The organism is Sphingomonas sp. QA11 (genome assembly GCF_028473665.1).
Taxonomy (GTDB): Bacteria; Pseudomonadota; Alphaproteobacteria; order Sphingomonadales; family Sphingomonadaceae; genus Sphingomonas; species Sphingomonas phytovorans.
Genome location: NZ_CP098774.1, coordinates 4,222,646 through 4,248,668, shown reverse-complemented (window position 1 = coordinate 4,248,668; position 26,023 = coordinate 4,222,646). Strand labels below are relative to the sequence as shown.

The following is a 26,023-nucleotide window of genomic DNA, read 5'->3' as shown; positions in this document are numbered from 1 at the left end:
GGACATGCGTTGATGCGTTAGGGTGGTCGAAATTCGCCACCCAAGGATCCCCATGGCCGAGTCCGACGCTCCCGCACTGCCCAGCCTCGAGGAACTGCAGCACTGGACCTGGGTGATGGGCCGCGCGCAGCAGATGATGCTGGAGAGCGGCCTCTCCACCGCTGCGGCGGAACGGAGCGATCTTGGTCTGCCGGTCATTCCCGGCCTCAACGATCCGGCGACGATCCAGCGCGCCGAGGCGTTCTGGACCGACAGCATTGGTCTCTGGCAGCGCTTCCTCGATCCGAAGGCCATGCCGGCCGACGACGGCAGGCATGCCCGCGACAAGCGTTTCGCGGCGCCGCAATGGCGCGACAACCCGCTGTTCGACTGGATTCGCCAGAGCTATTTCCTGATCTCCGACCATCTGCTCGCGAATATCGACGCGCTCGAGGGCGTGGACGAGCGGCAGAAGGAGCAGCTCCGCTTCGCCGCTCGCGGTTTCCTCGAGGCGATGAGCCCGAGCAACTTCGCCGCGACCAATCCGGTGGTGCTCGAAAAGACGATCGAGACGGGCGGCGAGAACCTGCTCAAGGGCCTGCAGAACATGCTGGCCGATATCGCCAAGGGCCAGCTCACCCATACCGATCCCGGCGCGTTCGAGCTTGGTCGCAACCTCGCGACCACCCCGGGCAAGGTGGTGAAGCGCACTCCGCTCTACGAGCTGATCCAATATTCGCCGACGACGGAGAATGTCCTCGCCGTGCCGCTGGTCATCTTCCCGCCCTGGATCAACCGTTTCTACATCCTCGACCTGACGCCGGAGAAGAGCTTCATCCGCTGGGCGGTCGACCAGGGCATCACCGTGTTCATGGTTTCGTGGAAATCGGCCGACGCCGGCATGAAAGAGGTGGTGTGGGACGATTATGTCGAGGCGCAGATCGACGCGATCGATACGGTGCGCGCGGGGCTGAAGGTCGATGCCGTCCATACCATCGGCTATTGCGTGGCCGGCACCACGCTTGCCGCGACGCTGGCGGTGCTGGCGGCGCGGGACATGGCGGACAAGGTGAAGAGCGCGACCTTCTTCACCGCCCAGGTCGATTTCTCCCGCGCCGGCGAATTGCTCAATTTCGTCGATGACGAGCAGCTGAAGACGATCGCTACCCTCTCCCCGGAAGGGTTTCTCGATGGCCGCTATCTCGCGCTGACCTTTAACCTGCTGCGCGGCCGGGACCTGATCTGGAACTACGTCACCAATAATTATCTGCTCGGCCAGGATTATGCGCCGTTCGACCTGCTCCACTGGAACGGCGATACGACCAATCTGCCGGCCAAATGGCATCTGAGCTACCTGACCGATCTCTACCGCGACAATCTGCTGGTGAAGCCGGGCATGCTCTCGGTCGGCGGCACGCCGGTCGACCTGACCAGGGTGAAGACCCCGTCCTATATCCAGGCCGGGCGCGAGGATCACATCGCGCCCGCCGAAAGCGTCTGGAACATCACCCATATCTTCTCGGGGCCGGTGAAGTTCGTGCTGGCGGGTTCGGGCCATATCGCCGGCGTGGTGAATCCCCCGGCACTGGGCAAATATCAATATTGGCTCAATCCCGGGCAGGTCGAGACGCTTGCCGATTTCGTTGCCGGCGCGACCGAGACAAAGGGAAGCTGGTGGCCCGACTGGGTCGGCTGGCTGCGCGGACAGGATGATTCCAGCGCGCCGGCCAAAGGCGCGCGCCAGCCCGGCAAGGGCGCGCTGAAGGCGGTCGAGGACGCGCCGGGGAGCTACGTCCGGGCACGCTAAGGGGCAGCAATTGCGGCGTTATGTCCGCAGCATGACGCTTATGTTGCGGTGCAACAAAAAAGCTTGCGCTCCGCGCAGCATGCAACTATATTGCAGTGCAGCAAGTAGCATGAGGAGGCCCTTCATGGCCAGCAACGGACGCAAGCCCGAAACGTCGGCCAAGGCCCCGGCAACCGCGACGCCGAAGCCGGCTCCCAAGGCACCAGCCAAGCCGGAGGTTGCCGCAAAGCCTGTGGCAAAGACAGCCACCAAGCCGGTCGCCGCCAAGGCGCCGGTCACCCCGGCTCCTGTCGTGACGAAGCCAGTCCCGCCGGTGGCCGCAAAGATCGAACTGCCCGAACCTGCTCCCGTCGCCGTCAAGGCGCCGGCCGAGCCGGTGGTCGCAAAGGCCGAAGCGGCGCCAGCGCCGGTGATCGAAAAGGCAGTCGAAGCCGCAGTGAAGACCCCCGAAGCGATCATCGAAACCGTCACGCCCGCCGCCGTCGAAGCGCCGGTCGCCATCATCCAGAAGGAAGTGAACACCATGGAAGCCAATCTGAAGAACGCCGCCGAAAAGGCCCAGACCCTGTTCGCCGAAGCAAACGAGCGCGCCAAGGCCGCCGTCGAGAAGGGCACCAAGCTGTTCGAGGAAGCCAATGAATTCTCGAAGGGCAACATCGAAGCCCTCGTCGAATCGGGCAAGATCGCAGCCAAGGGCTTCGAGACGCTCGGCCAGGACGCTGCCGAGTATAGCCGCAAGCAGTTCGAAGGCGCGACCGCGGCGCTGAAGAGCCTGTCGACCGTCAAGTCGCCGACCGATTTCTTCAAGCTGCACAGCGATTATGTCCGCTCGTCGTTCGACTCGATCGTCGCGCAGACCTCGAAGAACACCGAAGCAGTGCTGAAGCTGGCCGGCGAGGTCGCCCAGCCGATCTCGAACCGCGTCGCGCTTGCCGCCGAGAAGGCGAAGATCGCCGCGTAATCTCGCGCACGATCGTCGGGAAAAGGAAAGGGCGGTCCTTCGGGGCCGCCCTTTTCGTTTATCTGCGCCACATTCAAGGTTGATGGCGCGCTACCTCTTGCCCTTGGGGCGCGGCTTGCCATATTTTCGCTTCACATGATCAATCAGCTTACACCGACGGCAATGGCCGAGCGCCGCGACGGGGAAGGCGGCGATGACGAAGGCACCGGCCTCGGCATCGCGACCCGCACCCGCACGCGGACCAAGCAGCCGACGCCGTACCGGGTGCTGCTGCTCAACGATGATTACACGCCGATGGAATTCGTCGTGCTGGTGCTCCAGCGCTTCTTCCGCATGGACATGGAGGCGGCGACCCGCGTGATGCTTCACGTCCACCAGAAGGGCGTGGGGGTATGCGGGGTGTTCAGCTACGAAGTGGCGGAAACCAAGGTCGCCCAGGTGATCGAGTTCGCCCGGCAGAACCAGCACCCCCTGCAATGCACGCTGGAAAAGGCGTGATCGTTTAATCCTCCCGGCACAGGGAGGAGCAAAGGCTCACCGCGCCTCGGGCAACCACCCCAGGTCGAGCCCGGCATAGCGATCGACGAAATTCGCCGCGCGCTGCAGCGCCCGCTCGTCGGTCAGGGTCACCCGTCCCGCCTCGCGCGCGATGATGCCTTCTTCCTCGAGTTGCCGAAGCATTCGGTTGACATGGACGGCGGTCAGGCCGGTCGCGTCGCCGATCTCCTCCTGGGTCAGGCCAAGCGTGAAACTGCTGTTGGTCGCCTTGTCGAGCATGCGCATGCGGTTGCGCATCTCGAGCAGGATGCCCGCGACCCGCGCCTTGGCCGAGGTCCGGCCGAGCGCCGCCAGCCGGTCGGTCAGCGCCGCGCGCTCGATCTGGTTATAGACCATGATCAGCGCGGCGAGCCGCGGATGGTCAGTGATCAGCTTGCTCATCGCGGTGCGCTCGAACGGGCAGACCACGGCATCGGTCAGCGCGGTGATCGTCTCGGGCGCCTCGCGATAGACCAGCGAGGAGACCCCCATCATGTCACCGGGAAACAGGAAGCGGAGGATCTGGCGACTGCCGTCGTCGAGCAGCACCGAACTCATCATCGTGCCCTTGCGCAGGACGAACAACTCGCTGCAGCGATCATTCTCCCGTTGCAGGGTGGCGCCACGGCGGAGCTGGCGCTCGCGCTCCTCCAGCTGCCCCAGCGCGTGGTGCTCGCCAGGCGTCAGTGCGACCATGTCGCTCAATCTTTCGGCGAAGCAGCTACCCGGCACGCAAACATTCCCCCCAACCCCGACGAGCCAGAGCATTGCAGGAGAATCAGTGCATTAAAGTCGATCAAGCGCTGTCACTGACACGCAACATCTTCGGCTTACGCGAAGGGGCTACTTGCGTGGCCACGCGCAGGCGATAGAAGCCGCCAATGGACCGTATCCTCATCCGCGGCGGCAACCGTCTTTCGGGCCGCCTGCCCATCTCCGGCGCCAAGAACGCAGCGCTCACCCTCATGCCGTGCGCCCTGCTCACCGAAGAACCGGTGACGCTCCGCAACCTGCCCCGGCTGGCCGATGTCGACAGTTTCGGACATCTCCTCAACCAGCTCGGCTGCTCGACCCAGATCGAGGGTGCGCGCCCTGAGGATTTCGGCCGGGTGATGACGATCCGCGCCGGCAAGCTGACCGCGACCGAGGCACCCTATGACATCGTGCGCAAGATGCGCGCCTCGATCCTGGTGCTCGGCCCGCTGATCGGGCGCGCCGGCGAGGCGACCGTCTCGTTGCCGGGCGGCTGCGCCATCGGCAACCGGCCGATCGACCTTCACCTGAAGGCGATGGAAGCGCTTGGCGCCGAGATCGAGCTCGCCGCTGGTTATGTGAAGGCGACCGCGCCGGGCGGGCGGCTGCCGGGCGGACGAGTCACCTTCCCGATCGTCTCGGTCGGCGCGACCGAGAATGCGGTGATGGCGGCGGTAACTGCAAAGGGTGGCTCGATCATCGAGAACGCCGCGCGTGAACCGGAGATCGTCGATCTGTGCAACATGCTCGTGGCGATGGGCGCGTCGATCAATGGCATCGGCACTGAAACGCTTGAGATCGAAGGGCGTGACCGGCTTCACGGCGCGACCTATCGGGTGATGCCCGACCGGATCGAGGCAGGAAGCTATGCCTGCGCCGCGGCGATCACCGGCGGCGCGCTCGAACTGGCCGGTGTCGCGATCGACGATATGCGCGCGACCGTCGCCGCGCTCATGGAGGCGGGCGTCACGGTCGAGGAACGCGGCGACGGCCTGTTCGTCGAGGCGACCGGCCGGCTCGGTCCGCTGACCCTGTCGACCGCGCCCTTTCCGGGCTTCGCGACCGACATGCAGGCGCAGTTCATGGCGATGCTGGCGCTGGCGGATGGTGCGAGCGTGCTGACCGAGACGATTTTCGAGAATCGCTACATGCACGTGCCTGAACTGGCCCGCATGGGGGCGGACATCCAGGTGCGCGGGCGCACCGCCGTGGTGCGCGGCGTCGACAAGCTCGTCGGCGCGCCGGTGATGGCGACCGATCTGCGCGCCTCGATGAGCCTGATCCTCGCCGGGCTCGCCGCCGGGGGCGAGACCCAGGTCCAGCGAGTCTATCACCTCGACCGGGGGTACGAGCGGCTGGAGGAAAAGCTCAGCGCGGTCGGTGCCGATATCGAGCGCGTCAGCGACGGCTGACCGGGGCCACCGGCGTTCCGACGCCGGGCGCTCTATTCAGCCCGCCACCATTTTCCGTCCTTCGGTGTCCACCACGGCGCTGCCGCGACGATTCGGTCGGCATAATCGGGCCAGTCCGGATGCACCAGCGGAAGGCCCGTCGACTCGGCCAGGCGTATGATCGTCGCGCGGTCGAGCCGCTCCGGTTCATGGCCGAGCTCGCGGCAGGCGAGCCGGTACAGCTCCATCTCCTGGCCCCAGAAATAGAGCGACGTCGCGCCGGTATTGGTCTGGATGCGGCGGACATCGTCCCATTTCTGCGGCTCGACGAACTTCGCCCAGATATCCGCCTGAACGCTGTCGACCCGCCTGTCGGGGCGCCATGCCAGCGCGTCGTCCTCCACCACGGTGATCTTGGCCCTGGCCTCGGGCGGTAGCTGGTCGAGGATGCCGAGCGTGTCGATCAGCTCGATGATGTGCGGATCGCGCTCGACCACGGTGACGCGCTCGACCGCCGGGTTGAGCGCCACATTCGCGGCGCACCAGCCCATGCCCATGCCCAGCACCGCCGTATGGCCATAGGCGGCCGCGATCCCGATCTCCTGGCTCTCGATCTCGGCGGGGACGATCGACATCCAGCTCGCATCGCTGCCCTCCGACGGTCCCGTCAGGATCGTGGTGCCGGCCATGCCATAGGTCTTGCCCCAATAGCCTCGCGCGCCCGTCATCAGGATGACGCTCAGTGTCCAGGGGCCCCAGGTGCCGGCGCGGTAGCGGGGAATCCACAGGCTGCTGGAAAAATCGCCCAGGAGAAGACGAGGGTCGATTCCTGCGTCGTCGGCTGATGTCATCCGGGGTTCGCCTTGAAGGGGATGGGATGGCGCACGGGTATCGACTTTGCGATGGAGTTCAAGCGCCCGGGTGCATCGCGGCCAATTCCGCTCGCCAAGTTTCCGGCCGCTGCTATCGTGCGCCGCAGCGGGATATCCGGGGGGGCAACGTGGCCGAGCGCAAGATCCAGATCGTGATCGTCGGGGGCGGCGCGGGCGGGCTCGAGCTCGCGCGGCGGCTCGGCGCGAAATATGGACGCAGGCGCCACGACATCATCCTCGTCGAACGCAACCGCACCCATATCTGGAAGCCGCTGCTGCACGAGGTCGCGGCCGGATCGCTCGACGCCAATCTCGATGAGGTCGGCTATCGCAGCCATTGCCACCGCTGGGGCTATCGCTTCTTCCTTGGCACGCTTGAAAGCATCGATCGCGAACAGGGGGAGATCGTCGTCGCGCCCCTGCTCGACGAGGACGGCAGCGAGCTGATCGCGCGCCACGCCATCCGCTACGACTATCTGGTGATTGCGGTCGGCGCCGAGACCAATGATTTCGGCACGCCCGGCGCCCGCGCGCATTGCATGGTGCTCGACGACCGCACCCAGGCGGACAGGTTCCGCAACCGCCTGCTCAACCATTGCCTGCGCGTTTCCCGCGCGATGAGTCTCGATCCGGCCTCGGACGAGCATGTCCGCGTCGCTGTCGTCGGCGGCGGCGCCACCGGCGTCGAGCTGACCGCCGAACTGTTCAACTCGGCGGCCGCGCTGCGCTATTACGGGCTGGAGACTTTCGACGAGAGCCGGCTGCAGGTGACTTTGATCGAGGCCGGCCCGCGCATCCTGCCGGCACTTCCCGAAAAGCTTGCCGCGGCGGCGCAGGATGAGCTCGAAGCGCTTGGCGTGCGCGTGCTGACCGGCACGCGGGTGACCGAGGTTACCGCCGGGGCGATCGTCACCGGCACCGGCGAACGTATCGAGAGCGAGCTGCGCGTCTGGGCGGCGGGCGTTCGCGGTGCCGCCACGCTCGATCATATCGGCGGGCTTGAAACCAACGCCACCAATCAGCTTCTCGTGCGGCCGACCCTCCAGACCACGCTTGACGACCGCATCTTTGCAATGGGCGATTGCTGCTCCTGTCTCGATCCGGCGACCGGTCGCCCGGTCCCGCCCCGCGCTCAGGCGGCGCACCAGATGGCGTCGAGCGTGTTCGGCAACCTCGTCCGGCTGATGGACGGGCGGGGCATGGTGCCCTTCGCCTATCACGACCATGGCTCGCTCGTGTCGATCAGCCGCTTCTCGACGGTGGGCAGCCTGATGGGCAATCTCGTCGGCGGGCGCATGGCGATCGAGGGGCGGCTGGCCCGATTCGTCTATGTCTCGCTCTACCGCATGCACCTGATCGCGATCCACGGCTGGTTGCGCGGGATCGGGCTGATCGTGATCGGCCGGGTCAACACCATCATCCGGCCGAGGCTGAAGCTGCACTGACGAGCCGGGGCGTTTGCCCCAGCCGCTGCCATCATCCCGGACTTGTCCGGGCCCCATCGCGCCGCGCATCCAGCGAGCGCGAGGTGCGCGGAGCAGTGGATACCGGAACGAGTCCGGCAGGACGGAAGAGGATCTCAGATCGCGTCCGGCGCCACGCACTCCTTCCTTTCAGGAAGCGGAATCAGTCCAGCCCCAGAATGCGACGGTTGCGCGCCGCATCCGGTGCCGTCCCGGCGAAGTCGTCGAAGGCGCGGTCGGCCTTGCGGATCATATGGGCCTCGATGAACGGCGCGCCTTCGGCCGCACCCTGTTCGGGGTGCTTGAAGCAGCATTCCCATTCGAGCACCGCCCAGCCGGCATAGTCGTGCCTGGTGAAGGCGGAAAAGATCGCGCCGAAATCGACCTGGCCGTCGCCCAAGGAGCGGAAGCGGCCCGGGCGGTCGGCCCAGTCGGCATAGCCGCCATAGACGCCGGCGCGGCCATTGGGCCTGAACTCGGCATCCTTCACATGGAACATGCGGATCCGGTCGTGATAGAGGTGGATGAACTCGACATAATCGAGCTGCTGCAGCACGAAATGGCTTGGATCATAGAGGATGTTGGCACGCGGGTGATGATTCACCGCGGCGAGGAAGCGTTCCCAGCTGATCCCGTCGTGCAGATCCTCGCCCGGGTGAATCTCGAAACAGGCATCGACGCCGTTTTCCTCGAAGACGTCTAGCAATGGCGTCCAGCGCCGTGCCAGCTCCCTGAAACCTTCTTCGACCAGCCCGGCGGGGCGTTGCGGCCAGGGATACATGGTGTGCCAGAGCAGCGCGCCGGAGAAGGTGGCGTGGGCGGTCAGCCCGAGCCGCCGGCTGGCGCGGGCTGCCATGCGGACCTGGTCCCTGGCCCATTCGGTGCGTTCGGTGGGTTTCCCGTGCACCTCGGCAGGGGCGAAGGCGTCGAAGAGCTCGTCATAAGCGGGGTGAGTCGCGACGAGCTGGCCCTGGAGATGAGTCGACAGCTCGGTGATCGCGACCCCGGCCTCGGCGCAGATGCCGGCGACCTCGTCGCAATAGTCCTGGCTTTCCGCTGCCTGCTTCAGGTCGAAAAGGCGCGAATCCCAGGTCGGGATCTGCACCCCGACATAGCCGAGACCGGCGGCCCATTGCGCGATTCCGCCGAGCGTATCGAACGGCGCCGCGTCGCCGGCGAACTGAGCGAGGAAGATGGCGGGACCCTTCATGCATGTTCTCCCAGATTGGTCCACGCGCCGTCGCCGGCGCTGCTGTCATGTGCCGCTTGGATGAAGCGCATGCCGGCGACGCCGTCGGCAAGGCTGGCATAGCAGGGCAGGTCGGGCGTCTTGCCCCGCACCGCGTCGGCGAAATCGCGATAGATGTTGGCGAACGCCTCGAGATAACCCTCGGGATGGCCCGACGGCACGCGGGTGACGCGCATCGCGGCCTCGCCGAGGTAGGAGCGGTCGACGCCGGGGGTCCAGATCTCCTCGGGCCCGCCGCGCCGCGCGACGCGGAGATGGTTGGGATGTTCCTGATGCCAGTGAAGCCCGGCATGCTCGCACCAGACTGATATCTCCAGGCCATTGGCGTCGCCGGTGCAGATCTGGCTGGCGACCAGCGTGCCGCGACCGCCACCGCCGAGGTGGAACATCGCGGCGCCATCATCGTCGAGCGCCCGGCCCGGCACCGCCGCGCGCAACTCGGCCGAGAGGCGGGTCATGCGATCGCCGGTGATATACTCGACCAGGTTGAAGGCGTGGGTCCCGATATCGCCGAACGCCCCGGCCAGGCCGGAGCGCGCGGGGTCGATCCGCCATTCGGCCTGCTTGCCGACCGCGTCGTCGGCCTGGGCAAGCCAGCCCTGGGTGTAGCGCACCGATACGCGCCGCACCGCGCCGAGATCGCCCGCCGCGATCAGCGCGCGCGCCTGCCGCACCATCGGATAGCCGAGATAGGTATGGGTGACGCCCACCAGCCCGCCGGTGCGGATGGCGGCCGCCTCGAACGCGAGCGCCGCGTCGAGCGTGTCGGTCAGGGGCTTGTCGGTGAGGACGTGCAAACCGGCCTCGAGCGCGGCGATGGCGACGGGCGCGTGGACATGATTGGGCGTGACGATCGCGACGAATTCGGCCCGCTCGTCTTCCGGCAGCGCCTTCTCGCCGTCGATCAGCGCCCGGTAGCTCGTGTAGCTCCGGTCGGGGGCGATACCCGTCGCGATGCCGGAGCGTTTCGCCCGCTCGGGATCGCTGCTCAGCGCGCCCGCGACCAGCCGGCAATTGCCAGCGATGGCCGCCGCGGTGCGGTGAACCGGGCCGATGAACGCGCCCTCGCCGCCGCCGATCATGGCGTATCTGACTGGATCGGCCGTCACGCGGGAAGCGTCCGCAGATAGGCGAGGCTTTCAGTGAGAGCGGTGAGTTGCGGCTGAACCCAGGGGGCTTCCTGCTCGACGAACCAGCTTTTGATCGGCGCGGCGCGGGCCGCCGCGAATACCGCCGGCCAGTCGATGCTGCCCTTGCCGATCGGCACGGTGGTCAGGTCACTGGCGATCGTGCCGGTCTTGCGTTCCTTCGTCGCGATATCCTTGACGTGGAGCAGCTCGATCCGCGCGCCATGCTCCTTCAGCACATGCGCGGGATCATATCCGGCCGCCGCGACCCAGCCGAGATCGAGCTCGAACGCGACAAGCGCCGGATCGGTATGCTCGAGGAGCTCATGGAACGCGACCTTGCCGTCATAGGCAAGGAATTCGGCCGGGTGGTTGTGATAGGCGAAGCGCATGCCGAGCGCCTTTGCCCGGGCGCCGACCTCGTTCATCCGTGCGGCGTTGCGGCGCCAGTCGTCGAGCGTCATCGCCTCGGCGACTGCCTGGACCCAGGGGCGGCCGGGGGCCAGCGGCTTTCGCCAGGCAGGGGAGGAGGCGACGAAATAGCGCACGCCCACATCGCGCGCAGCGGCGAGCCGCGCATCGACCTCGCCCATCAATTCCATCATCGAATAGTGGCAGGAGAAACAGTCGAGCCCGGCGGCGGTGACGCCTTTCCGGAAATCGGCCGGCGACAGGCCGGTCCAGCCGGCTGCCTCGACCCTGTCATAGCCGATCGCTTTCAACGATTTCAGCGTGCCCGCGAAATCCTTCGCGAGGTCTTCCTTGACCGTCCAGAGCTGGAGGCCAGGCGGCAGGCCGAGCGGCATGGCACCGGCGGATACCGGCAGCAATGCAGTACCAACAGCAGCGCCTGCGGCACCGAGAAACATACGGCGATCGAGCATCGGACCCCTCCTGTCGGGAGCCACGGACTTATGCCGTTGCCGCACCATGTGGTGCGCTCCCATCCTATATGATTGACCGGGAGGCGCGGCGATGCAAGCCGCAAGAACAGCCATTGGCCGCGCTGGACGACTCGGCGCGCCGTCAGATGCCGCCGCTCCACAGTCCGATCATGATGACGAGGGGAAAGCTGGCCAGAACCAGCGGGACGATCCGCTTCACGGGTTTCTCCTCTGGCACCCAAGGGGACGGGATCGGTGCACATCGGCCATCCGGACACGAGGTCCGGATGGTCGATACCGGCCCGTCAGTGAGGGGCAAAGACGGGCCGGGCGTACCGCCGTCGCCGGGGGGGCTTTTGGAGTGACGGTACACGGAGTCTTGTGACTCATTCGTCCCGCGCTGTCCGTCGCGCTGCGACAGGAGCGCGACGAATCTGCTGCGGTGCGGCGAAACCTCCGGTCTAAGCCTTGAGGCGGTGCCGCACCTCGCCCCAGTGGCGCGGGCCGACGCGGACGACCGCGCCTGACTTCAGCTCAAGCACCATGTGCCGCCCGATCGCGCTGATTCGCAGGACCGATTCGGGCCTGACAAAGGCGGAGCGATGCACCCTGATCATGTGCGCTGGATCGAGCCCCTGTTCGAGCGCTGCCATGGTGATCCGGATCATATGGCTTCGTTCCGGCGTGTGGAGCAGCGCGTAATCCTTGGCCGCCTCGATCCATTCGATCGTATCGACCGGCACGCGGATCTCGCCGCGCGAGGTGGGGATCCAGAATTCTTCCTGATAGGTGCTGCGCAGGGGCGGGGCGGTTTCAGCGTCGCCCGTCGTCTCGTCGGCGGTTCCTGACGGCGCCGTGGCGCCCAGGCGGCGCAGCACCGAGCGGATGCGGGCGAGCAGTTCGCGCGGCTCGAACGGCTTCATGATATAGTCGTCGGCGCCCAGTTCGAGCCCGACGACCCGGTCGATCACGTCGCGGCGCGCGGTGAGCATGACGATGCCGATGGTCGGGTTCAGCGCGCGCAGCCGGCGGGCAATGCTGAAGCCGTCCTCCTCGGGCATGGTCACGTCGAGCACGACGAGCGTCGGCATGCCGCGCCCGAGGATGATGTCGAGATCGGCGCCACCGCCGGCTTCGTCGACATCCATGCCCTGCTCGCGCAGATAGGCGGCGACCGGCTCGCGCAGGTCTTCCTCGTCATCGACCACGACAATGTGGGGGACACTGTGCGGATTGGCGGCGTGCGGACTGGCGGGATGCGGATTGATGGGGCGTGGATTGGCGGAGGAGGTCATGCGAGATCCATCTGCTTGAGGAATCGGTGTACCGCGTCGGGCGTGAAGGGCTTTTCGAGGACCGGGCGCTTCACCTCCTCGAGGAAGCGCGCCGCCGAGACGCCCAGCGTGTCGCCGGTGGCGAAGGCGACCCGGTCGAGCAGGTCGGGCCTCTCCGCCGCGATCCAGGCATGGAGATGCGGGCCGTCGATCCCGGGCATGCGCAGGTCGCTGACGACGAGGTCGTACTGGCCCTGTGCCAGTTTCTCCTGCGCGGCGCCGCCGCCGACCGCGATATCGCAGACGAACCCCTCGATGGAGAGGAAGTCGGCGAGCGATTCGGCGATTTCCTGCTCGTCGTCGACGACCAGCGCCTTGCGCACCGGCGCCTCGACCTGCGGCAAGGGCTCGGCCGCGGCGGGCGGCAGCACGGGGCCGGCGTCGATCGGGAGCGTCAGGCGGAAACAGGCACCGCGCGCGGCCGGCACCAGGTCAAGCCGGCCGCCATGGGCCTCGGCCAGGCCTTGGGAGAAGGACAGGCCGACGCCGGTGCCCTGGCCCTGTGGCTTGGTGGTGAAGAAGGGTTCGAAGATCCGGCGCCGCGCCTCTTCGGGAATGCCGGGGCCGTTGTCGGCGACCTCGAGGATGACGGTGCCCGGATCGTCGCCGATCGCGGTGCGGACCGTCAACGCGCGGTCGGGCACGCGCGCCTCGACCAATGCCTGCTGGGCGTTGACGATCAGGTTGATGATGATCTGGTGGAGCTGGTCCGAATCGGCCGAGATGCCGGGCAGCGCCGGGGCAAGATCGCGGGTCGCGGCGATGCCGTCGTTCCTCAGGCCATATTCGGCCAGGTCGTAGGCGGCGTTGGCCACCGCGTTGAGATCGACCGGCTCGCGCTCCGGCCGCTTCTGTCGTGCCATGGCGAGGAAGGTCTGGACGATCCGCGCGCAGCGATCGGCGGCGCGGCGGATCTTCTGCGCGCGCTCGGCCAGCTCGCTGCCGCGCGACTGGCGTTCCATCATCACTGCCTGGGCGACGACGATCGACAACGGGTTGTTGAGCTCGTGGCTGACCCCGGCGAGCAGCGAGCCGAGCGCCGACAGCTTCTCGGTCTGGTAGAGCGCCTCGCGCGATCGGGCGAGCGCTGCCTCGGCGCGCTTGCGCTCGGTCAGGTCGAGGGTGAAGCCGCCGGTCCGGGCGACGCCAGCGCCGGTGATCGGGAAGACCATGGAGAGCACGTGGCGGTCGCCATTGGCGGCCCGGTCTCCATTCTCCCCCATGCCCTCAAGGGCGATCTCGGCGCTGGCGACCTGTCCGTCCCGTCCGAGCTCTTCAAGCCGGGCGAGCTCGGCGGCGATCGCCGGCGGGAAGATCTCGTCGGAATGCGCGCCGTGCAGATCCTCCGGCATGCGACCCAGCGTCTTGGCGAATTCGGGATTGACCCGGACATAGCGTCCGTCCCCGTTCTTCAGATGCATCGCGACCGGTGCATTCTCCAGGAAGGCGGAGAGTTGCGCCTCGCTTTCGGCAAGCCGCTCCTCCGAATGGGCGCGTTCGAGCACCGCGAGCGTTCGGTCGGCGAGATCGCGGACCAGATCGACCTCGCTGTCGGTCCACCGCCGCGGGCTGCCGTGCTGGACCGAGAGCACGGCGACGATCTTCCCGCCGCGCATCATCGGCAGGGTTAGCACCGCGCCGATGCCGAGGGATTCGAACAAGGGGCGATTGCGCTCGTCGAAACGGGGATCGGTGGCGACATCGTCGACGCGCACCGGCTGCCCGTCCATGTGGGCGGCGGCCAGCCTCGTGCCGAGCGCCGCCGAGGCGTAGCGCTGGTTGACGATGCTTGGCCGGCCAGTCGTCCATTCCTGCAGGATGCAGAGCGTGATCCCGTTATCCTCGCTCTCGGCGAAGTTGGTGCGCATCGCGCCGAGATGCTCGCCGAGCGCGGCCAGCGTCTGCGCCAGGATGTCGCGCGCGGTCGCCTGCTGGCGAATACGGTCGTTCCAGGCGAGCAGGAAGGCCTGGTTGCGTTCGCGTTCCTGCAGCGCCGCCTGTGCATGAGCGCGCTCAAGCGCGACCCAGGTACGCTCGGCGATGTCGCGCATGAGCTGGATCTCGCCGACATGCCAGCGGCGCGCCTCATGGTGGTGGACTGACAGGGCTGAGTGGAGCCGATCGCCCTGAACCATCGGCGCGGTGACAAAGGCCCGGATGTCGGCATCCAGGTAGCGCGCAACCGCCCGGGGTTCGAGCCGGGGATCGGCCTCGACGTCCTCGTACCGGATGATCTCGCCGGCGTTCCATTCGCGATCGGCCGCCGCGCCGATGCTTTCCAGCAGGAAGCTGTTGCCGTGGAGGCTGGCGACGCCGTCGCGCCATTCGCCTGTCACGGTGACCATCCGGCCTGCCGCATCGCCTTCGGCATAAGTGGTGCGGGTGGCGCCGAGATGCCTGCCCAGCCATTCGAGCGTGGTCGCCATGATCGCGTCGGGCGAGGCCTCGCCGCGCACCTTGTCGCTCCAGGCGAGCAGGAAGGCCTGGTTGCGCTCGCGTTCCTGCAGGGCCGTCTCGGCGCGGGCGCGGGCAAGCGTTGCCCAGACTCGCTCGGCCAGTTCCTCGCACAGCTCGATCTCGTCGCGAGTCCAGATGCGCGGCAGGGTGTCGAGTACTGCCAGCATGGCGACCGGCCTGCCTTCCTTGACGATGGGGACGTTGATGCTCGAACGCACCCCGATCAGTTCGGCGACGCGCCGTACCGGATCGGCGGGATCTCGGCCGGGGCCGTGATTGTCCTCCACCACCCGGCTTTCGCTTACGTTATGCCGTCCGGCGAGGCCGGCAAGGGCCTCGCCCAGCGCCAGAAGCCTGGCGGCGTCGTGCTGGCGCACGCCACCGGCGGCGTGGAAGATGTCGGGTGGGTCGGCTCCGATGTCCCCGATCTCGCCATAGAGCATGCGCGCGACGCCGAGATGTTCGGCGAGGACGCGCGACAGCATGATCAGGATCGCATCGGTGTCGGCCAAGTCGCGCGACTGGTCGTGAAAGGTGCGCAGCACGGCCTGGCGCCGGTCGTGCGCCTGTTTGTCGCTGAAATCGATCTGCACGCCGCACCAGCGCACGACCGTTCCATCGGCATCGCGGATCGGGACTGCCTTGCTGAGATAGGGGCGATAGCTCCCGTCGGGGCAGCGCATCCGCAGCAGCAGGGTCGAGGTCTCCCCCTCGTCCCAGGATCGTTTCCAGGTCTCGAGCGCGAGCGGCAGGTCGTCGGGATGGCAGATCCCGCTCGGATCGCCCTGCTCGGCGCTCGTGCCGCCGAACATCTCGTGCCATTGGCGATTCGCCCAGCGCAGCACGCCATTCTCGTCGCCGACCCAGCACAGGCCGGGCAGGTTCTCCGCGAGCATGCGGAATTGTTCTTCGCTCTCGCGCAGCTCGGCGACGGTACGATGCCCGCCGAGCGCGTCGGGCGCCGCGCTGCCCGCCGAATCGGATTCGGGATTGGCGTCGACGCCGTGTCGGTCCTGCATGGTTGCTCTGCCCCTCTGCGCCGCATGATAGCGCCACTTCGGTGGCTTGCAGAAGGGCGCGGTCGCGGCCCGGTCGCTGGCCGCGTAGCGTTCGTCGCAGCTTCGTCGCTTTCGTCGCAAGCCGTGGCCACCCGGCCGCCGGATCGCGCAGGATTAATAGCATGGAAAGCGTATCCGCCGCATCCGGCTCCACTGCACCCAAGGGCCCGGAATCGTTGCAAAGTCTTGCGGTAGGTTGCTTCGCCTCGATTTGCCGCGACCGGCTGGCGGACGAATTGCTCCTGTTCTCGCGGCGCTGTCCCGACATCGATATCGGCGTGCACGAGATGCCGCGCGGCGCCCTCCTGCCCGCGCTACGCGGCGGCGACCTGTCGCTGGCCGTGCTGCCCGGCGGGCCCGAGCCAGGGACTCAGTCGATCGGGCTGTGGCAGGACCGCGTGCTGGTCGCGATGGCGGCGGGGCACAGGCTGGCCGCGTCGGCGGGGGTCGAGCCGTCCGAGCTTCGCGACGAACTCTTCCTGACGTCGCAGCAGCAGTTCGGCGGCGACATGCACCGCTTTCTCGCGCGGCGCATCCTGCCGCCCGGGTCGGCGCTCAACGCGACGATCATCGATCTCGGCCCCCCGAAAATCCTCGACCGCGTCGCGCAGGGTGCCGGCGTCGCGCTGATCAGCGGCAGCCATGAAGACCATGTCGGCGACGGGATCGTGGTGCGGCCGGTCGACGCGCCGGGCGCGTTGTTCCCGGTGCGCGCCTATTGGATCGCGGAGGAACCGGCCGAGCCGCTGGCAGGGCTGATCCGGAGCCTGAAGGAGCGATCAGACACGTTCAGCGCCGATGCTTGTTAGGATGTGGTGGGCCCGTCGGGATTCGAACCCGAGACCTACAGATTAAAAGTCCGTTGCTCTACCAACTGAGCTACGGGCCCCGACCAGGGACGCGCGTTACGAGCGACGCGGGCGCCGGTCAACCGCGCGTGCGCGTGCCAGGAGCTGACGAACCGTCAGACCGGTGACCGGATCGCGCCAGGCAGGCACCAGCGTCGCCATCGGATCGAGCACGAAGCGGCGTGCGCGGAAGGCGCGGTGCGGTACCGTCAGCGCCGAATCGGTCCACACGCCGCCCGACCAGAGGACGATGTCGAGATCGATTACCCGGGCACCCCAGCGGCGCCCGGGCCGGCGCCCGAAATCCCGCTCGATGCGCTTGAGCCGGTCGAGCAGGGCGCGGGGTGATTCGGCCGAATCGAGGATCAGCGTGGCATTGACGAAGCGACGCGACGACGGGCCGACCGGGGCGGTGGCGAAGAATCGCGATACCGCGACGACCGGCCCAAGCGCCGCGATCGCCGCGCGCACCATCGCCTCGGGGGGGCCGTGGCGCCCGGGGCGGTTCGATCCGATCGCGATGGCATATCTTGTTACTGGCACCGGGACGTGCACTAGCGCGGCATGATCTTCTCCCCAAGCCCGATCCCCGATACCGAGCCGCCGCGCGATTGCCCGCGCTGTCCACGTCTCGCCACTTTTCGCGAAACCCTTCGGACTGAGCAGCCCGGCTGGTGGAACGCGCCGGTGCCTGCCTGGGGCGATCCCGACGCCTGGCTGGTGATCGTCGGGCTGGCGCCGGGCAGGCAGGGCGCCAACCGCACCGGCCGGCCCTTCACCGGCGACGGGTCGGGCACGCTGCTGTTCAGGACGCTCGCCGCGCACGGGCTCGCCAGCGGCGATTATGAAGGGACGCCGGAGGATTCACTGAAGTTGGACGGCGTGATGATCCTGAACGCGGTCAAATGCCTGCCGCCGCAGAACAGGCCGGTGCCGGAGGAGATCCGTACGTGCCGCGATTTTCTCGAGGGCCAGGTTGCCGCATTGCCCAGGGCACGGGTGTTCGTCGCGCTCGGCCAGATCGCGCACCAGTCTGCGGTGAAGATCCTGGGTGGCAAACTGCCGAAATGCCGCTTCGCGCATCTTGCCCAGCACCGCGTTCCCGACGGGCGAATCCTGATCGATAGCTATCATTGCTCGCGCTACAACCAGAATACCGGCCGGCTGACCGACGAGATGTTCGACGCGGTATTCGCCCGGGCGCTCGAGCTCATGCCCGGCTAAAGCGCCAGCACCAGGACCGCGCCGAGCAGGGTGACGATCCCGAGGAGGAAGATTCGATCGGCCCAGACTTCCCACCGGTCGATCTCGGGCGTCGCGCGGATTGACAGGTAGGAGAGGCCGCAGCTCATGCTGAAGCAAACGGCGCTGAACCAGGCGATCTCGTCGGCGAAGGATTTCTGGGCCTGGTCGGTGATGTGCAGCCCGGCGATGATCAGCAGGGTGATCCCGAGCAGATTCGACGCGGCGTTCAGGATGTGCGTGGTTTTCGGCATTGCCCGCCAAATGGACGGGCCTGTCTGAACTCAGCCGAAACGCGGCCTGCCCAATGTATAGGACACTCCAGTTCGATTTTCGGCGCGGCGCATGCTAAGCTCGCTTCGTCGTCGATGGAGTGGATTCATGCTTGTCGTCGCGCTTTTCGCCTTGCCCGTCATAATGGCCACTGCGCCCGATCTGGAGCGCGACGCTGTCGCCCTATGATCTGTCGATGAGGGCGGGGCGGGCCGCGATCGGCGCGACCTGTTTCGTGGCCTGTTATTACGGGGTGCAGGCGCTTGGCCCCGTTGCGACCCGCGTCAATCCCGCGTTGCCCATCGACTGGCGGCTTCCCTGCATCCCCGCCATGGCGTGGGTCTATGCCGTCGGGGTGCTGTGGCCGTTCACGCTGGCGTTTCTCTTGCCGCGATATTTGGTCGACCGCGGCCTTGCAGCCTTCGTGGTGCTGAGCGCCATGGCCGGTATTCTCTTCCTGGCCTTTCCGACCGACGGCAGCGCTCTCCGCGCGCAATGCGCCGCGGAGAGCGGCGGGGTTCTCGGCCTTGTCGAGCGGCTCGACCCGCCGGTCAATCTGATGCCCTCGCTGCATGTCGGCTATGCGGTGCTCACCGCCTTGTGGCTCCGCCATGCCGGCTCGCGCTGGCGGTGGCTGGCGGTGGCCATGGCGGCGCTGCAGATGGTGGCGGTCTGCCTCACCAAGCAGCATTTCCTCGCCGATGCGGCTGCCGGCGCCTTGCTGGCGCTGATTGCCTATCGGCTCGCCGCCATCGGTTCCGCCGGGCGGGAGGGGGTATCGGACAGCCAGCCCTGTCGTTCGAGAAAACCGACCATGCGGCCGGCGATCACTTCAAGCGACGGATCGGGCAAGGTTCCGGGGATCGTCGCCCGCGCTGAGCGATAGGCGGTGCTGTCGTAGCGCTTGAGGCTCATCGCCGCGATGTGCGGTGCTGAACGGTTGAAGAAATCGAGCAGCGGAAACACCGGTTCGTCCGGCGTCGCCAGCGCGTTCAACCGCGCGACAAAGGGCAGGATCGGCAAATAGTGGAAGCGGAAACCGAAATCCCGCTCGATCTGGCGTACCAGTTCGGTCAGGCTGTAATAGCGATCCGCCGTAAGGTGCAGGCTCGCCGTCGTCCTGATCGGCCGCTGGCTGATCGCCACCAGGTTGCGCGCGACCACGTCGACGGGCAGCAGGCTGACCTGGTTCGGCGTATCGACCGCCACGCCATGGCGGATCATGAAGGCCAGCAGCCGGGCCGCCACGTCGTGGCTGTCGCCCTGCAATCCGGCGCCGACCGAGATCAGTGATGGTCGGTAGACCGCCACCGGTAGCCCCTGCGCGCCGGCCCGGCGGACCAGCGTCTCGGCGACCCATTTGGTCTGCGAATAGCCGAAGTCGAGCGCCTCCATCGTCTCGTTGCAGTCGGTTTCGCGCAGCACCCCGGCGCGAGTCCAGCCGAAAACGAAGGTCGACGACACATGGTGAAAACGCTTTGGGGCACCGCGCGCGGCAAGGTCGAGCAATGACCGCGTGCCGCAGACATTCGCCGGGCGGAGCGCGTCATACGTGCGGACATAGTCGACCATCGCGCCGTTATGGACGATGTCGTATCGAGTCCCGGCGATGCCCTGGAGCTGCACCGGGTCGAGGCCAAGCGCCGGACGGGTCAGGTCGCCCGGCCAGACGGTGAGCCGTTCCGCGACCCCGGCGGCGACTGCCCGGTGCGTCAGGCCGGCGCGGTCGAGCGCAGCGATGACCCGGTGCCGCGCCATGTCGCGATCCTCCGCGCGGACCAGGACGGTGATCGGCAAGGGGCTTTGTTCGAGCAGCTCAGCCAGCAGAAACGGGCCGAGAAAGCCGGTCGCGCCGGTCAGCAACACTGCCTCGCTACGCCCGGCAACGGACGGACGCGGCGTCGCGCGCGCCAGCGGCATCGCGGCATCGCTGCTCATCCGCTCCTGTTCAGCCGCCCGGCCCAGCGCCGCGCCCGAGGCTATTCGCGCGGCGGCACTATGGGCGCGAGCTGCGTGCCCCCCGGCAAATGCGTCGGCAAGCTCGAGAAGCTCGCCGCAGCAGGCCTGTTGAAGCTGAGGGCCATCAAGGCCATCGCCGGCCTCCCCGGCATCCGGCGCGACCATATCCTGGAACTCGAGCTGAAGCTGGACAAGCCGGAGCGAGTCGATTCCGGCCGACTCGAGCGACTGTCCGGCTAGCTCCGGCGCGTGCTTCACGCGACGCCTCAGCCAGTCGAGCGCTGATTCCCGTGCCTCGCGTGACGTGCCCGCCGTCACACGATGGTCGAAAACCGGTCGAAGCAGCCCGGCCTGCAATTCCTCCAGCATGCGTCGCCGCGCGAGCTTGCCCGAAGTGGTGCGGCGAATGCTGCGCGCCGGCAACTGGATCACCCGGTCGATCAGCAATCCGCTCGATGCCGCGATCCGGTCGGCCAGGGCGGCAGCATCGACCGGCGGCGTGCTGCGCGACGGCTCACACAATAACAGGACGTCTCCGTCGTCGTCCTGCACCGCGATCCCGCGCGGATCATTGCCGAGCAACGCTTCGATGTCATGTGGATGGAAGTTGCGGCCTGCCTGGATGATCAGCTCGCGCGCGCGCCCCGTGACATAGAGCTCGCCGTCCCACAGGAAACCCAGGTCGCCGGTGGCAAGCCATTCCTCCGCCGTCCGCGCCGGCCGGTTCCAATAGCCCGGGGTAATGCTTGGGCCACGGACATGGATTTCGCCCACTTCCCCCGCGTGGCAGCGATCTCCGACGGTCCCGATGATGATGTCCAGATTGGGGAGCGGGGCCCCGCAACTGGCCAGTTCGACGCTCGGTCCGTCGGCTGCTCTTGGAGATTCCACTTTCCCGATGGCTATTTGGTGCGCATCGACCGTCCGGCTTCCACGCCCCCCGCGAGTCACCGCCAGCGTCGCTTCGGCCAGCCCATAGGCAGCGACCAGCGCATCGGGGTGCAGGCCCTGCGCGGCGAAGCGCGCCCTGAAGCGCCGGCAGGTCTCGGGCCGAACCGGTTCGGCACCGTTGATCATTACCCGCAGCGCCGACAGGTCGATATCCGCCAACTCTTCCTCGTCGATCGAATCCGGTGCGAGCGCGCGCTCATACGCGAAATTGGGCGCCGCCGCGAAGGTTGCGCGCTGTGTGGAGAGCAGCCGCAGCCACGATGCGGGCCGGCGCAGGAAATCCGCTGGCGCGAAGCCGTGCGAGCGGCCGCCCATCACGATGGGAAACAGGCCGAAACCGATCAGGCCCATGTCATGAAACTGCGGCAGCCACGACACGCCGACCGGCGCATGATCGAGCAGCGCGCGCGCGTTCGCGATGATGTTGTGGTGAGTGACGATCACGCCCTTTGGTGTGCTCGTCGAACCCGACGTATATTGCAGAAGGGCGATCTCGCCCGGTTCGTCGCACCAGGCGGGCGCTGGTTCGAGCGGCCCATCGCTGGCCAGCAGCATCAGGGACAGTCCCAAAGCAGCGTCATCGGCCAGCTCAGCGATCTGCGATTGAAGCGCCAGGCCGACCGCCGGCGCGCAATCCCCGAGGATCGCGGCGATACGCCCGCGCACCGCCGGACTGCGCCAGCCGCGCGGGGAGGAAACCGGCGCCACCACCGGGATCGCTCCCAGCCGACAGCATGCGAGAAGGGCGACGATCAGCTCGATTCCTGGCGGATGCAGCAATATTGTCCGTTGCAGGCGTTTCAGCCCGTGTCGGCGCAGATGCGCCGCCAGTCGTTTCGAACGTTCGGCGGTGCCGGCATAATCATAACGCGCTGTTTCATGGCCGGCACCATCGTGAAAGGCGAACAGCAGTGCGTCGCCTTGCTGGCGCGCCCGATCATCCAGGCATGATAGAATGTTTCCCATGAATCGTCTGCGGTCTCCGGTATTTCGATCTCTGTATAACGGGGCATTAATCCAATATGGGTGTAATTCACGAATCGAGATATTGATGATCATCTTCGACAGAAAATTCGAAAATTGTCGAGATTGAGCATTTGAAAAACTGCTTCGTCGCATTCTTATCGAAGCGTGAATAAATATCTTTTTGATTTTGCTGGAAAAACTCAATTTGCAACGAAAATCGGCTTAATAATCAAGCTTGCGAATCAGAAATGCGATTTGTATCTAAGTTTCAGATCGTTTCTGCAATATAGTTTGTTGTATAGAAACGACATATCTCCGGTCGCAAGATAGATAGTATCTCCAGCAGATACTTCATGGTCTGTGCCTGATATTGTTTCAGGTGCGGAAGATTCATGAATATCTTCAGCGCGGGTGGCGAATATGAGTGTATTTGTCGATCAGTCGTCGGGCGCCGATACCGGCAATGTCACGATGGATCTGTTCACGATATCGTGGAACGACGGCAATCTCGGCCAGGGGACAAACACCACCGTTGCCAGTGGCCTCGGCGGCGTGAGCTCAATTCCGGTCGCGCCGGTAACCTATGCCGGCGGGGTGACGACGGGCATGGCCACGGCTAGCCGCCTGTCGCAGATGGTCACCACCGCCACCGGCCTGAACTGGGCCGACCCAATCGTGATCACCGGCCTGTTTGGCGGGATCGATCCCTATTCCGGCGAGGATATCACCGGCAACGGCCTCACTTATGTCGACACCAATGTCACCCCGAACGTCATCCATATCGCCTATGATACCAGCCAGGCGAACGGACAGGGCCTCGCGCTCTATGACGTAGGCGGCCACGCCATCCAGACACCCAATGCCGTGATCCTCTACCACGAAATGTCCCACGCCTTTCACAACGCGCTTAACCAGATTCCCTTTCCGCAGAGTGCCTGTCCGGGCAACACGTCCGACGAACCGGCGGCGGAAATCGATGAGAATGTGCTGCGGACTCAGCTCGGCCTGTGCCAGCGCGACGTGTGCAACCACAATGGCGGGATCGGCTGGGGCAAGGCGTGCGGCGGGCGGGCGACGCCCACCGGCCCGCCGCTGGCTGATGGCGATGCGCCCGACGAGGACACTGGCTGCTTCATCGTCACCGCCGCCGCCGGATCAGGCCAGGCGCCGGAAATCCTGGCACTCCGGGCGCTTCGCGACGGGCTGGCGGCGCGTTCGGCAATCGCCGCGGCGCTGATCGGCGCGGTCTATGACGAATATTTTCGTTTCAGCATCGGCATCGCCGCGCGGATCGCGACGGCGAACGCGGCGCAGCGCGCGGTGGGAGACCTGGTCGTCAGCCCGCTCTTCGCCTGGTTCAACCTGGCCGACCAGTTGACGCGCGATCCGGCTGACCCCGCCGCCGTAGGAAAATGGCTCAACATGGCGGGCAGGGCCCGCGACACCGACGGCGCGGTGCTGTTCGCACCGCTGCTCGAACGGGCGGCGCGGGGCGAGATCGATCCCGCATTGCTTGCCCTTGCGCCCGAGCTTCGTCAGCTCGCGGGACTGCCGTTCGCGCGCTGGGCATTGCTTGAGCCGCTGGCGGCGATGTGGCGCATCCCCGCGGATAGCACGGGCGCGGAGGATGGCCTGATCGCGAAAGTCGCCGCCTGGCTCGCCGCTGCTCCGATCGACCGGCTCGAGACAGTGAGCGACCCGGCTGACGATGAGATCGGCGCGCTCGCGCACCTGCTCGCCTTTGCGCCGCATGCGCGGCAGCGGCTGGGCATGCGTCTCGCGGCGGCATGGCCCGGAAAACGCGACGCGCTGTGCCGTCACGGTTTCATTTCCTGATCGGCGAAGAAGGCGGACAGTCATCATGGCAAGCAACGATGTGAAGGTGAACCAGATCGCGATAACCGCTCCGGACGTGGCCGCGGGCTCGCGCGCCCCGATCGCCCTGGATGTGGCGGTCGAGAACACCAGCGCCACCCGGCGCTACGCGAACAGCACTCCCCGATATTATGCCTATGATGCGGCGACCCGGGTGTTGACGGTCCATCTCGAAGAAAAGGCGCCGGCGCTGCCGCCTGGCCTCATCATGATTTCGGACCATCCCCGTACGCCAAAGCAGGTCGAGGTCGCGCCGGGCGGCAAGGCGACATTGCAGGCCCTCATCCCTTCGGTGATCCGCAAGCCTGCGGCCAATGGGGTGGGTTGGGTCGAGGATCCCATCGGGCCGGTCGATTCCGTCGACATCCGCGTACAGCACAGCGCCGACCCGCTGCCCGCGGTGAAAGAGCATGAAACCGGCACCGAATATCGCGCCCGCGCCCTGAGCGGCAGCGAAACCTTTTCCGCCCGGGTGAAGGCGGAACCTGCCCGGCCGACAAGCCGCAAATAGGAGAGTTCGACATGGCCTCGATCAACGACGTCTATAATCAGCTGGTCACCGTCAATTCGGCGCTGGCAAGCATCAACACCAATGTCATCGCTGGAACCAGCGCCACCAACGCGGTGAAAGCATCGGTCGACAAGCTCGATACCGACGTGAAATCGGGTTTTGCCGCCACTGTCGCCGCGCTCGATCAGGCAGTCGCCGTCCTATCGGTGATCGCTGCGATCGAGGTCGAGGAAGTGAAGCTCATGTTCCATCTGACGGAACAGGCGGACACGATGATCTGCGCGCTTGAGCATATCTCGCAGAACACCTGCGGAATCCTTACCCAGGCAACGGTGCAGACCGGGCTCCAGACCGGGATGCGGAACGATCTCGATGCGCTGCTGGCGATCGCCGAGACCACCAACCCGGCGGCGGCGCTCGAAAGCGAGCGGCTTGCCGCGCTGCGCGCCGAGATTCATCGTTGCTGCCCGCCGGAAACCACGCCCCCGGCCTGTTCCTATGTCCCGTGCCCCAGGCCAAAGCCGGTCGGCCAGCCAAGGCTGCCCGATCTGCCCAAGCCCAAGGGCGACACGCGGCCGAAGTGACGCTCTCCGCCGATCGGCGGAGGAACGGGGTCAAGCGGGCGCTGGCGCGCCGAGGCGTCAGATATCCTCGGCCAGCCGTCCGTACAGGTCGGGCCGCCGGTCCCTGAAGAAGCCGAAGGCCGCGCGGTGGCGCTTGACCCGGTCGAGATCGAGCGTCGCGACCAGAACGCCGGTTTCGTCCGCGCCGAACTCGGCGATCAGGTCGCCGCGCTCGTCGGTGATGAAGCTGTGGCCGTAGAAATGCTGGCCATGCTCGGTGCCGATCCGGTTGGCGGCGACCACCGGCACGACGTTGGACACGGCATGGCCGACCATCGCCCGGCGCCATAGCCGGCTCGTGTCGAGATCGGCGTCGTGCGGCTCGCTGCCGATCGCGGTCGGATAGAACAGGATCTCGGCGCCCATCAGCATCATCGCTCGGGCGGTCTCCGGATACCATTGATCCCAGCACACCCCGACGCCAAGCGTCGCCGACGGACCCGGCCAGACCTTGAAGCCAGTGTTGCCGGGGCGGAAATAGAATTTTTCCTCATAGCCCGGGCCATCCGGGATGTGGCTCTTGCGATAGACGCCCATCAGGCCGCCATCGGGGCCGATCATCGCCAGGCTGTTGTAATGATGCGGCCCGTCAGCCTCGAAGAAGCTGGTCGGGATGGTGACGCCGAGTTCGGCGGCGAGGGTTTGCATGGCGAGCACCGCCTTGTGCTGCCCGACCGGTTTCGCGTTGGCGAACAGGCCTTCGTCCTCGACCCGGCAGAAATATTCGCCCTCGAACAACTCGGGCGGCAGGATCACCTGCGCGCCCTTCGACGCCGCCTCGCGGACGAGCTCGGAAACATGGGCGATGTTCGCGTCGATATCGCTCGAAAAGGCGAGCTGGAGCGCGGCGACGGTGATTTCGGTCATGCGCTGCCCCTTAGCGGCTTTCGTGGGGAAACGGCA

The 26,023-nt window shown here is 66.6% G+C and carries 21 protein-coding genes, 1 tRNA gene and 1 pseudogene; 11 read left to right on the top strand and 12 right to left on the bottom strand.

The annotated features are described in order from the left end of the window. The first annotated feature begins 52 nt into the window (after window positions 1-52). The 3 genes from NDN01_RS19595 to clpS all read left to right on the top strand — a co-directional run bounded on the left by NDN01_RS19595 (window position 53) and on the right by clpS (window position 3,245). Window positions 53-1,786, top strand: coding sequence for a PHA/PHB synthase family protein (locus NDN01_RS19595; RefSeq protein WP_272623466.1), 1,734 nt, complete (start codon window positions 53-55; stop codon window positions 1,784-1,786). A gap of 124 nt (window positions 1,787-1,910) precedes the next feature. Then, window positions 1,911-2,747 (top strand): phasin family protein, encoded by an 837-nt coding sequence (locus NDN01_RS19590; RefSeq protein WP_272623464.1) that lies wholly within the window; start codon window positions 1,911-1,913, stop codon window positions 2,745-2,747. Between the two features lie 162 nt (window positions 2,748-2,909). Then, window positions 2,910-3,245, top strand: coding sequence for an ATP-dependent Clp protease adapter ClpS (clpS, locus tag NDN01_RS19585; RefSeq protein WP_272628318.1), 336 nt, complete (start codon window positions 2,910-2,912; stop codon window positions 3,243-3,245). Between the two features lie 36 nt (window positions 3,246-3,281). Here the strand turns inward: clpS and NDN01_RS19580 are convergent, their stop codons facing one another. Then, window positions 3,282-3,980, bottom strand: a complete 699-nt coding sequence (locus NDN01_RS19580) for a Crp/Fnr family transcriptional regulator (RefSeq protein WP_272623462.1) — start codon at window positions 3,978-3,980, stop codon at window positions 3,282-3,284. A 185-nt stretch (window positions 3,981-4,165) separates the two neighbouring features. Between NDN01_RS19580 and murA the strand changes: the two genes are divergently transcribed. Beyond that, window positions 4,166-5,449, top strand: a complete 1,284-nt coding sequence (murA, locus tag NDN01_RS19575) for a UDP-N-acetylglucosamine 1-carboxyvinyltransferase (RefSeq protein WP_272623460.1) — start codon at window positions 4,166-4,168, stop codon at window positions 5,447-5,449. 32 nt (window positions 5,450-5,481) lie between these two features. Here murA and NDN01_RS19570 read toward each other — a convergent pair whose 3' ends face one another. Further along, a complete protein-coding gene (locus NDN01_RS19570) occupies window positions 5,482-6,279 on the bottom strand; it encodes a hypothetical protein (protein WP_272623459.1) in 798 nt (265 codons plus the stop codon). 149 nt (window positions 6,280-6,428) lie between these two features. Between NDN01_RS19570 and NDN01_RS19565 the strand changes: the two genes are divergently transcribed. Continuing rightward, complete coding sequence (locus NDN01_RS19565; protein WP_272623457.1) at window positions 6,429-7,745, top strand: NAD(P)/FAD-dependent oxidoreductase; 1,317 nt, start codon at window positions 6,429-6,431, stop codon at window positions 7,743-7,745. Between the two features lie 181 nt (window positions 7,746-7,926). On the opposite strand, the gene NDN01_RS19560 is transcribed toward NDN01_RS19565, so the two are convergent. The 5 genes from NDN01_RS19560 to NDN01_RS19540 form a co-directional block, all read right to left on the bottom strand. Further along, entirely contained in the window at window positions 7,927-8,973 is a 1,047-nt protein-coding gene (locus NDN01_RS19560; RefSeq protein ID WP_272623455.1) for a sugar phosphate isomerase/epimerase family protein, read from the bottom strand. Further along, window positions 8,970-10,121, bottom strand: coding sequence for a Gfo/Idh/MocA family protein (locus tag NDN01_RS19555; protein ID WP_272623454.1), 1,152 nt, complete (start codon window positions 10,119-10,121; stop codon window positions 8,970-8,972). Before NDN01_RS19555 ends, NDN01_RS19560 begins: the two co-directional genes overlap by 4 nt. Continuing rightward, on the bottom strand, window positions 10,118-11,023 hold the full coding sequence (locus tag NDN01_RS19550; RefSeq protein ID WP_272623453.1) for a sugar phosphate isomerase/epimerase family protein: 906 nt from the start codon (window positions 11,021-11,023) through the stop codon (window positions 10,118-10,120). Before NDN01_RS19550 ends, NDN01_RS19555 begins: the two co-directional genes overlap by 4 nt. Before the next feature lie 461 nt (window positions 11,024-11,484). Beyond that, complete coding sequence (locus NDN01_RS19545) at window positions 11,485-12,318, bottom strand: response regulator (protein WP_272623452.1); 834 nt, start codon at window positions 12,316-12,318, stop codon at window positions 11,485-11,487. After that, window positions 12,315-15,833 carry a GAF domain-containing protein gene (locus NDN01_RS19540; RefSeq protein WP_272623451.1) on the bottom strand — a complete coding sequence of 1,173 codons (3,519 nt, stop codon included), beginning with the start codon at window positions 15,831-15,833 and terminating at the stop codon, window positions 12,315-12,317. The genes NDN01_RS19545 and NDN01_RS19540 overlap by 4 nt, the downstream gene beginning before the upstream one ends. Before the next feature lie 161 nt (window positions 15,834-15,994). On the opposite strand from NDN01_RS19540, the gene NDN01_RS19535 reads away from it, so the two are divergent. Then, window positions 15,995-16,681: a LysR family substrate-binding domain-containing protein gene (locus tag NDN01_RS19535; protein WP_272623450.1), complete on the top strand. Its 687-nt coding sequence runs from the start codon at window positions 15,995-15,997 to the stop codon at window positions 16,679-16,681. Window positions 16,682-16,685: 4 nt separating this feature from the next. Here NDN01_RS19535 and NDN01_RS19530 read toward each other — a convergent pair. Further along, window positions 16,686-16,761 (bottom strand) — tRNA-Lys (locus NDN01_RS19530). 16 nt (window positions 16,762-16,777) lie between these two features. Beyond that, entirely contained in the window at window positions 16,778-17,263 is a 486-nt protein-coding gene (folK, locus tag NDN01_RS19525; RefSeq protein ID WP_272623449.1) for a 2-amino-4-hydroxy-6-hydroxymethyldihydropteridine diphosphokinase, read from the bottom strand. Window positions 17,264-17,284: 21 nt separating this feature from the next. On the opposite strand from folK, the gene NDN01_RS19520 reads away from it, so the two are divergent. Then, window positions 17,285-17,944, top strand: coding sequence for a uracil-DNA glycosylase (locus NDN01_RS19520; protein ID WP_272623448.1), 660 nt, complete (start codon window positions 17,285-17,287; stop codon window positions 17,942-17,944). Here NDN01_RS19520 and NDN01_RS19515 read toward each other — a convergent pair. After that, window positions 17,941-18,216 carry a hypothetical protein gene (locus NDN01_RS19515; protein WP_272623447.1) on the bottom strand — a complete coding sequence of 92 codons (276 nt, stop codon included), beginning with the start codon at window positions 18,214-18,216 and terminating at the stop codon, window positions 17,941-17,943. The two genes, NDN01_RS19520 and NDN01_RS19515, sit on opposite strands and share 4 nt — an antisense overlap. Before the next feature lie 215 nt (window positions 18,217-18,431). Between NDN01_RS19515 and NDN01_RS19510 the strand changes: the two are divergent. Further along, window positions 18,432-18,917, top strand: a pseudogene (locus NDN01_RS19510) (phosphatase PAP2 family protein); the annotation flags it as partial. A 53-nt stretch (window positions 18,918-18,970) separates the two neighbouring features. On the opposite strand, the gene NDN01_RS19505 reads toward NDN01_RS19510, so the two are convergent. Next, complete coding sequence (locus tag NDN01_RS19505; RefSeq protein WP_336298311.1) at window positions 18,971-22,111, bottom strand: thioester reductase domain-containing protein; 3,141 nt, start codon at window positions 22,109-22,111, stop codon at window positions 18,971-18,973. Window positions 22,112-22,531: 420 nt separating this feature from the next. Here NDN01_RS19505 and NDN01_RS19500 point away from each other — a divergent pair, with 420 nt between their 5' ends. From NDN01_RS19500 to NDN01_RS19490, 3 genes are read left to right on the top strand one after another with little or no spacing between them, the layout of a single operon-like run. After that, window positions 22,532-23,947, top strand: a complete 1,416-nt coding sequence (locus tag NDN01_RS19500) for a hypothetical protein (protein WP_272623445.1) — start codon at window positions 22,532-22,534, stop codon at window positions 23,945-23,947. 25 nt (window positions 23,948-23,972) lie between these two features. Then, window positions 23,973-24,497 (top strand): hypothetical protein, encoded by a 525-nt coding sequence (locus NDN01_RS19495; RefSeq protein ID WP_272623444.1) that lies wholly within the window; start codon window positions 23,973-23,975, stop codon window positions 24,495-24,497. An 11-nt stretch (window positions 24,498-24,508) separates the two neighbouring features. Further along, window positions 24,509-25,081, top strand: coding sequence for a hypothetical protein (locus NDN01_RS19490; RefSeq protein ID WP_272623443.1), 573 nt, complete (start codon window positions 24,509-24,511; stop codon window positions 25,079-25,081). Between the two features lie 57 nt (window positions 25,082-25,138). Here NDN01_RS19490 and aguB read toward each other — a convergent pair whose 3' ends face one another. Further along, window positions 25,139-25,987, bottom strand: coding sequence for an N-carbamoylputrescine amidase (gene aguB, locus NDN01_RS19485; RefSeq protein ID WP_272623442.1), 849 nt, complete (start codon window positions 25,985-25,987; stop codon window positions 25,139-25,141). Window positions 25,988-26,023 lie beyond the last annotated feature (36 nt).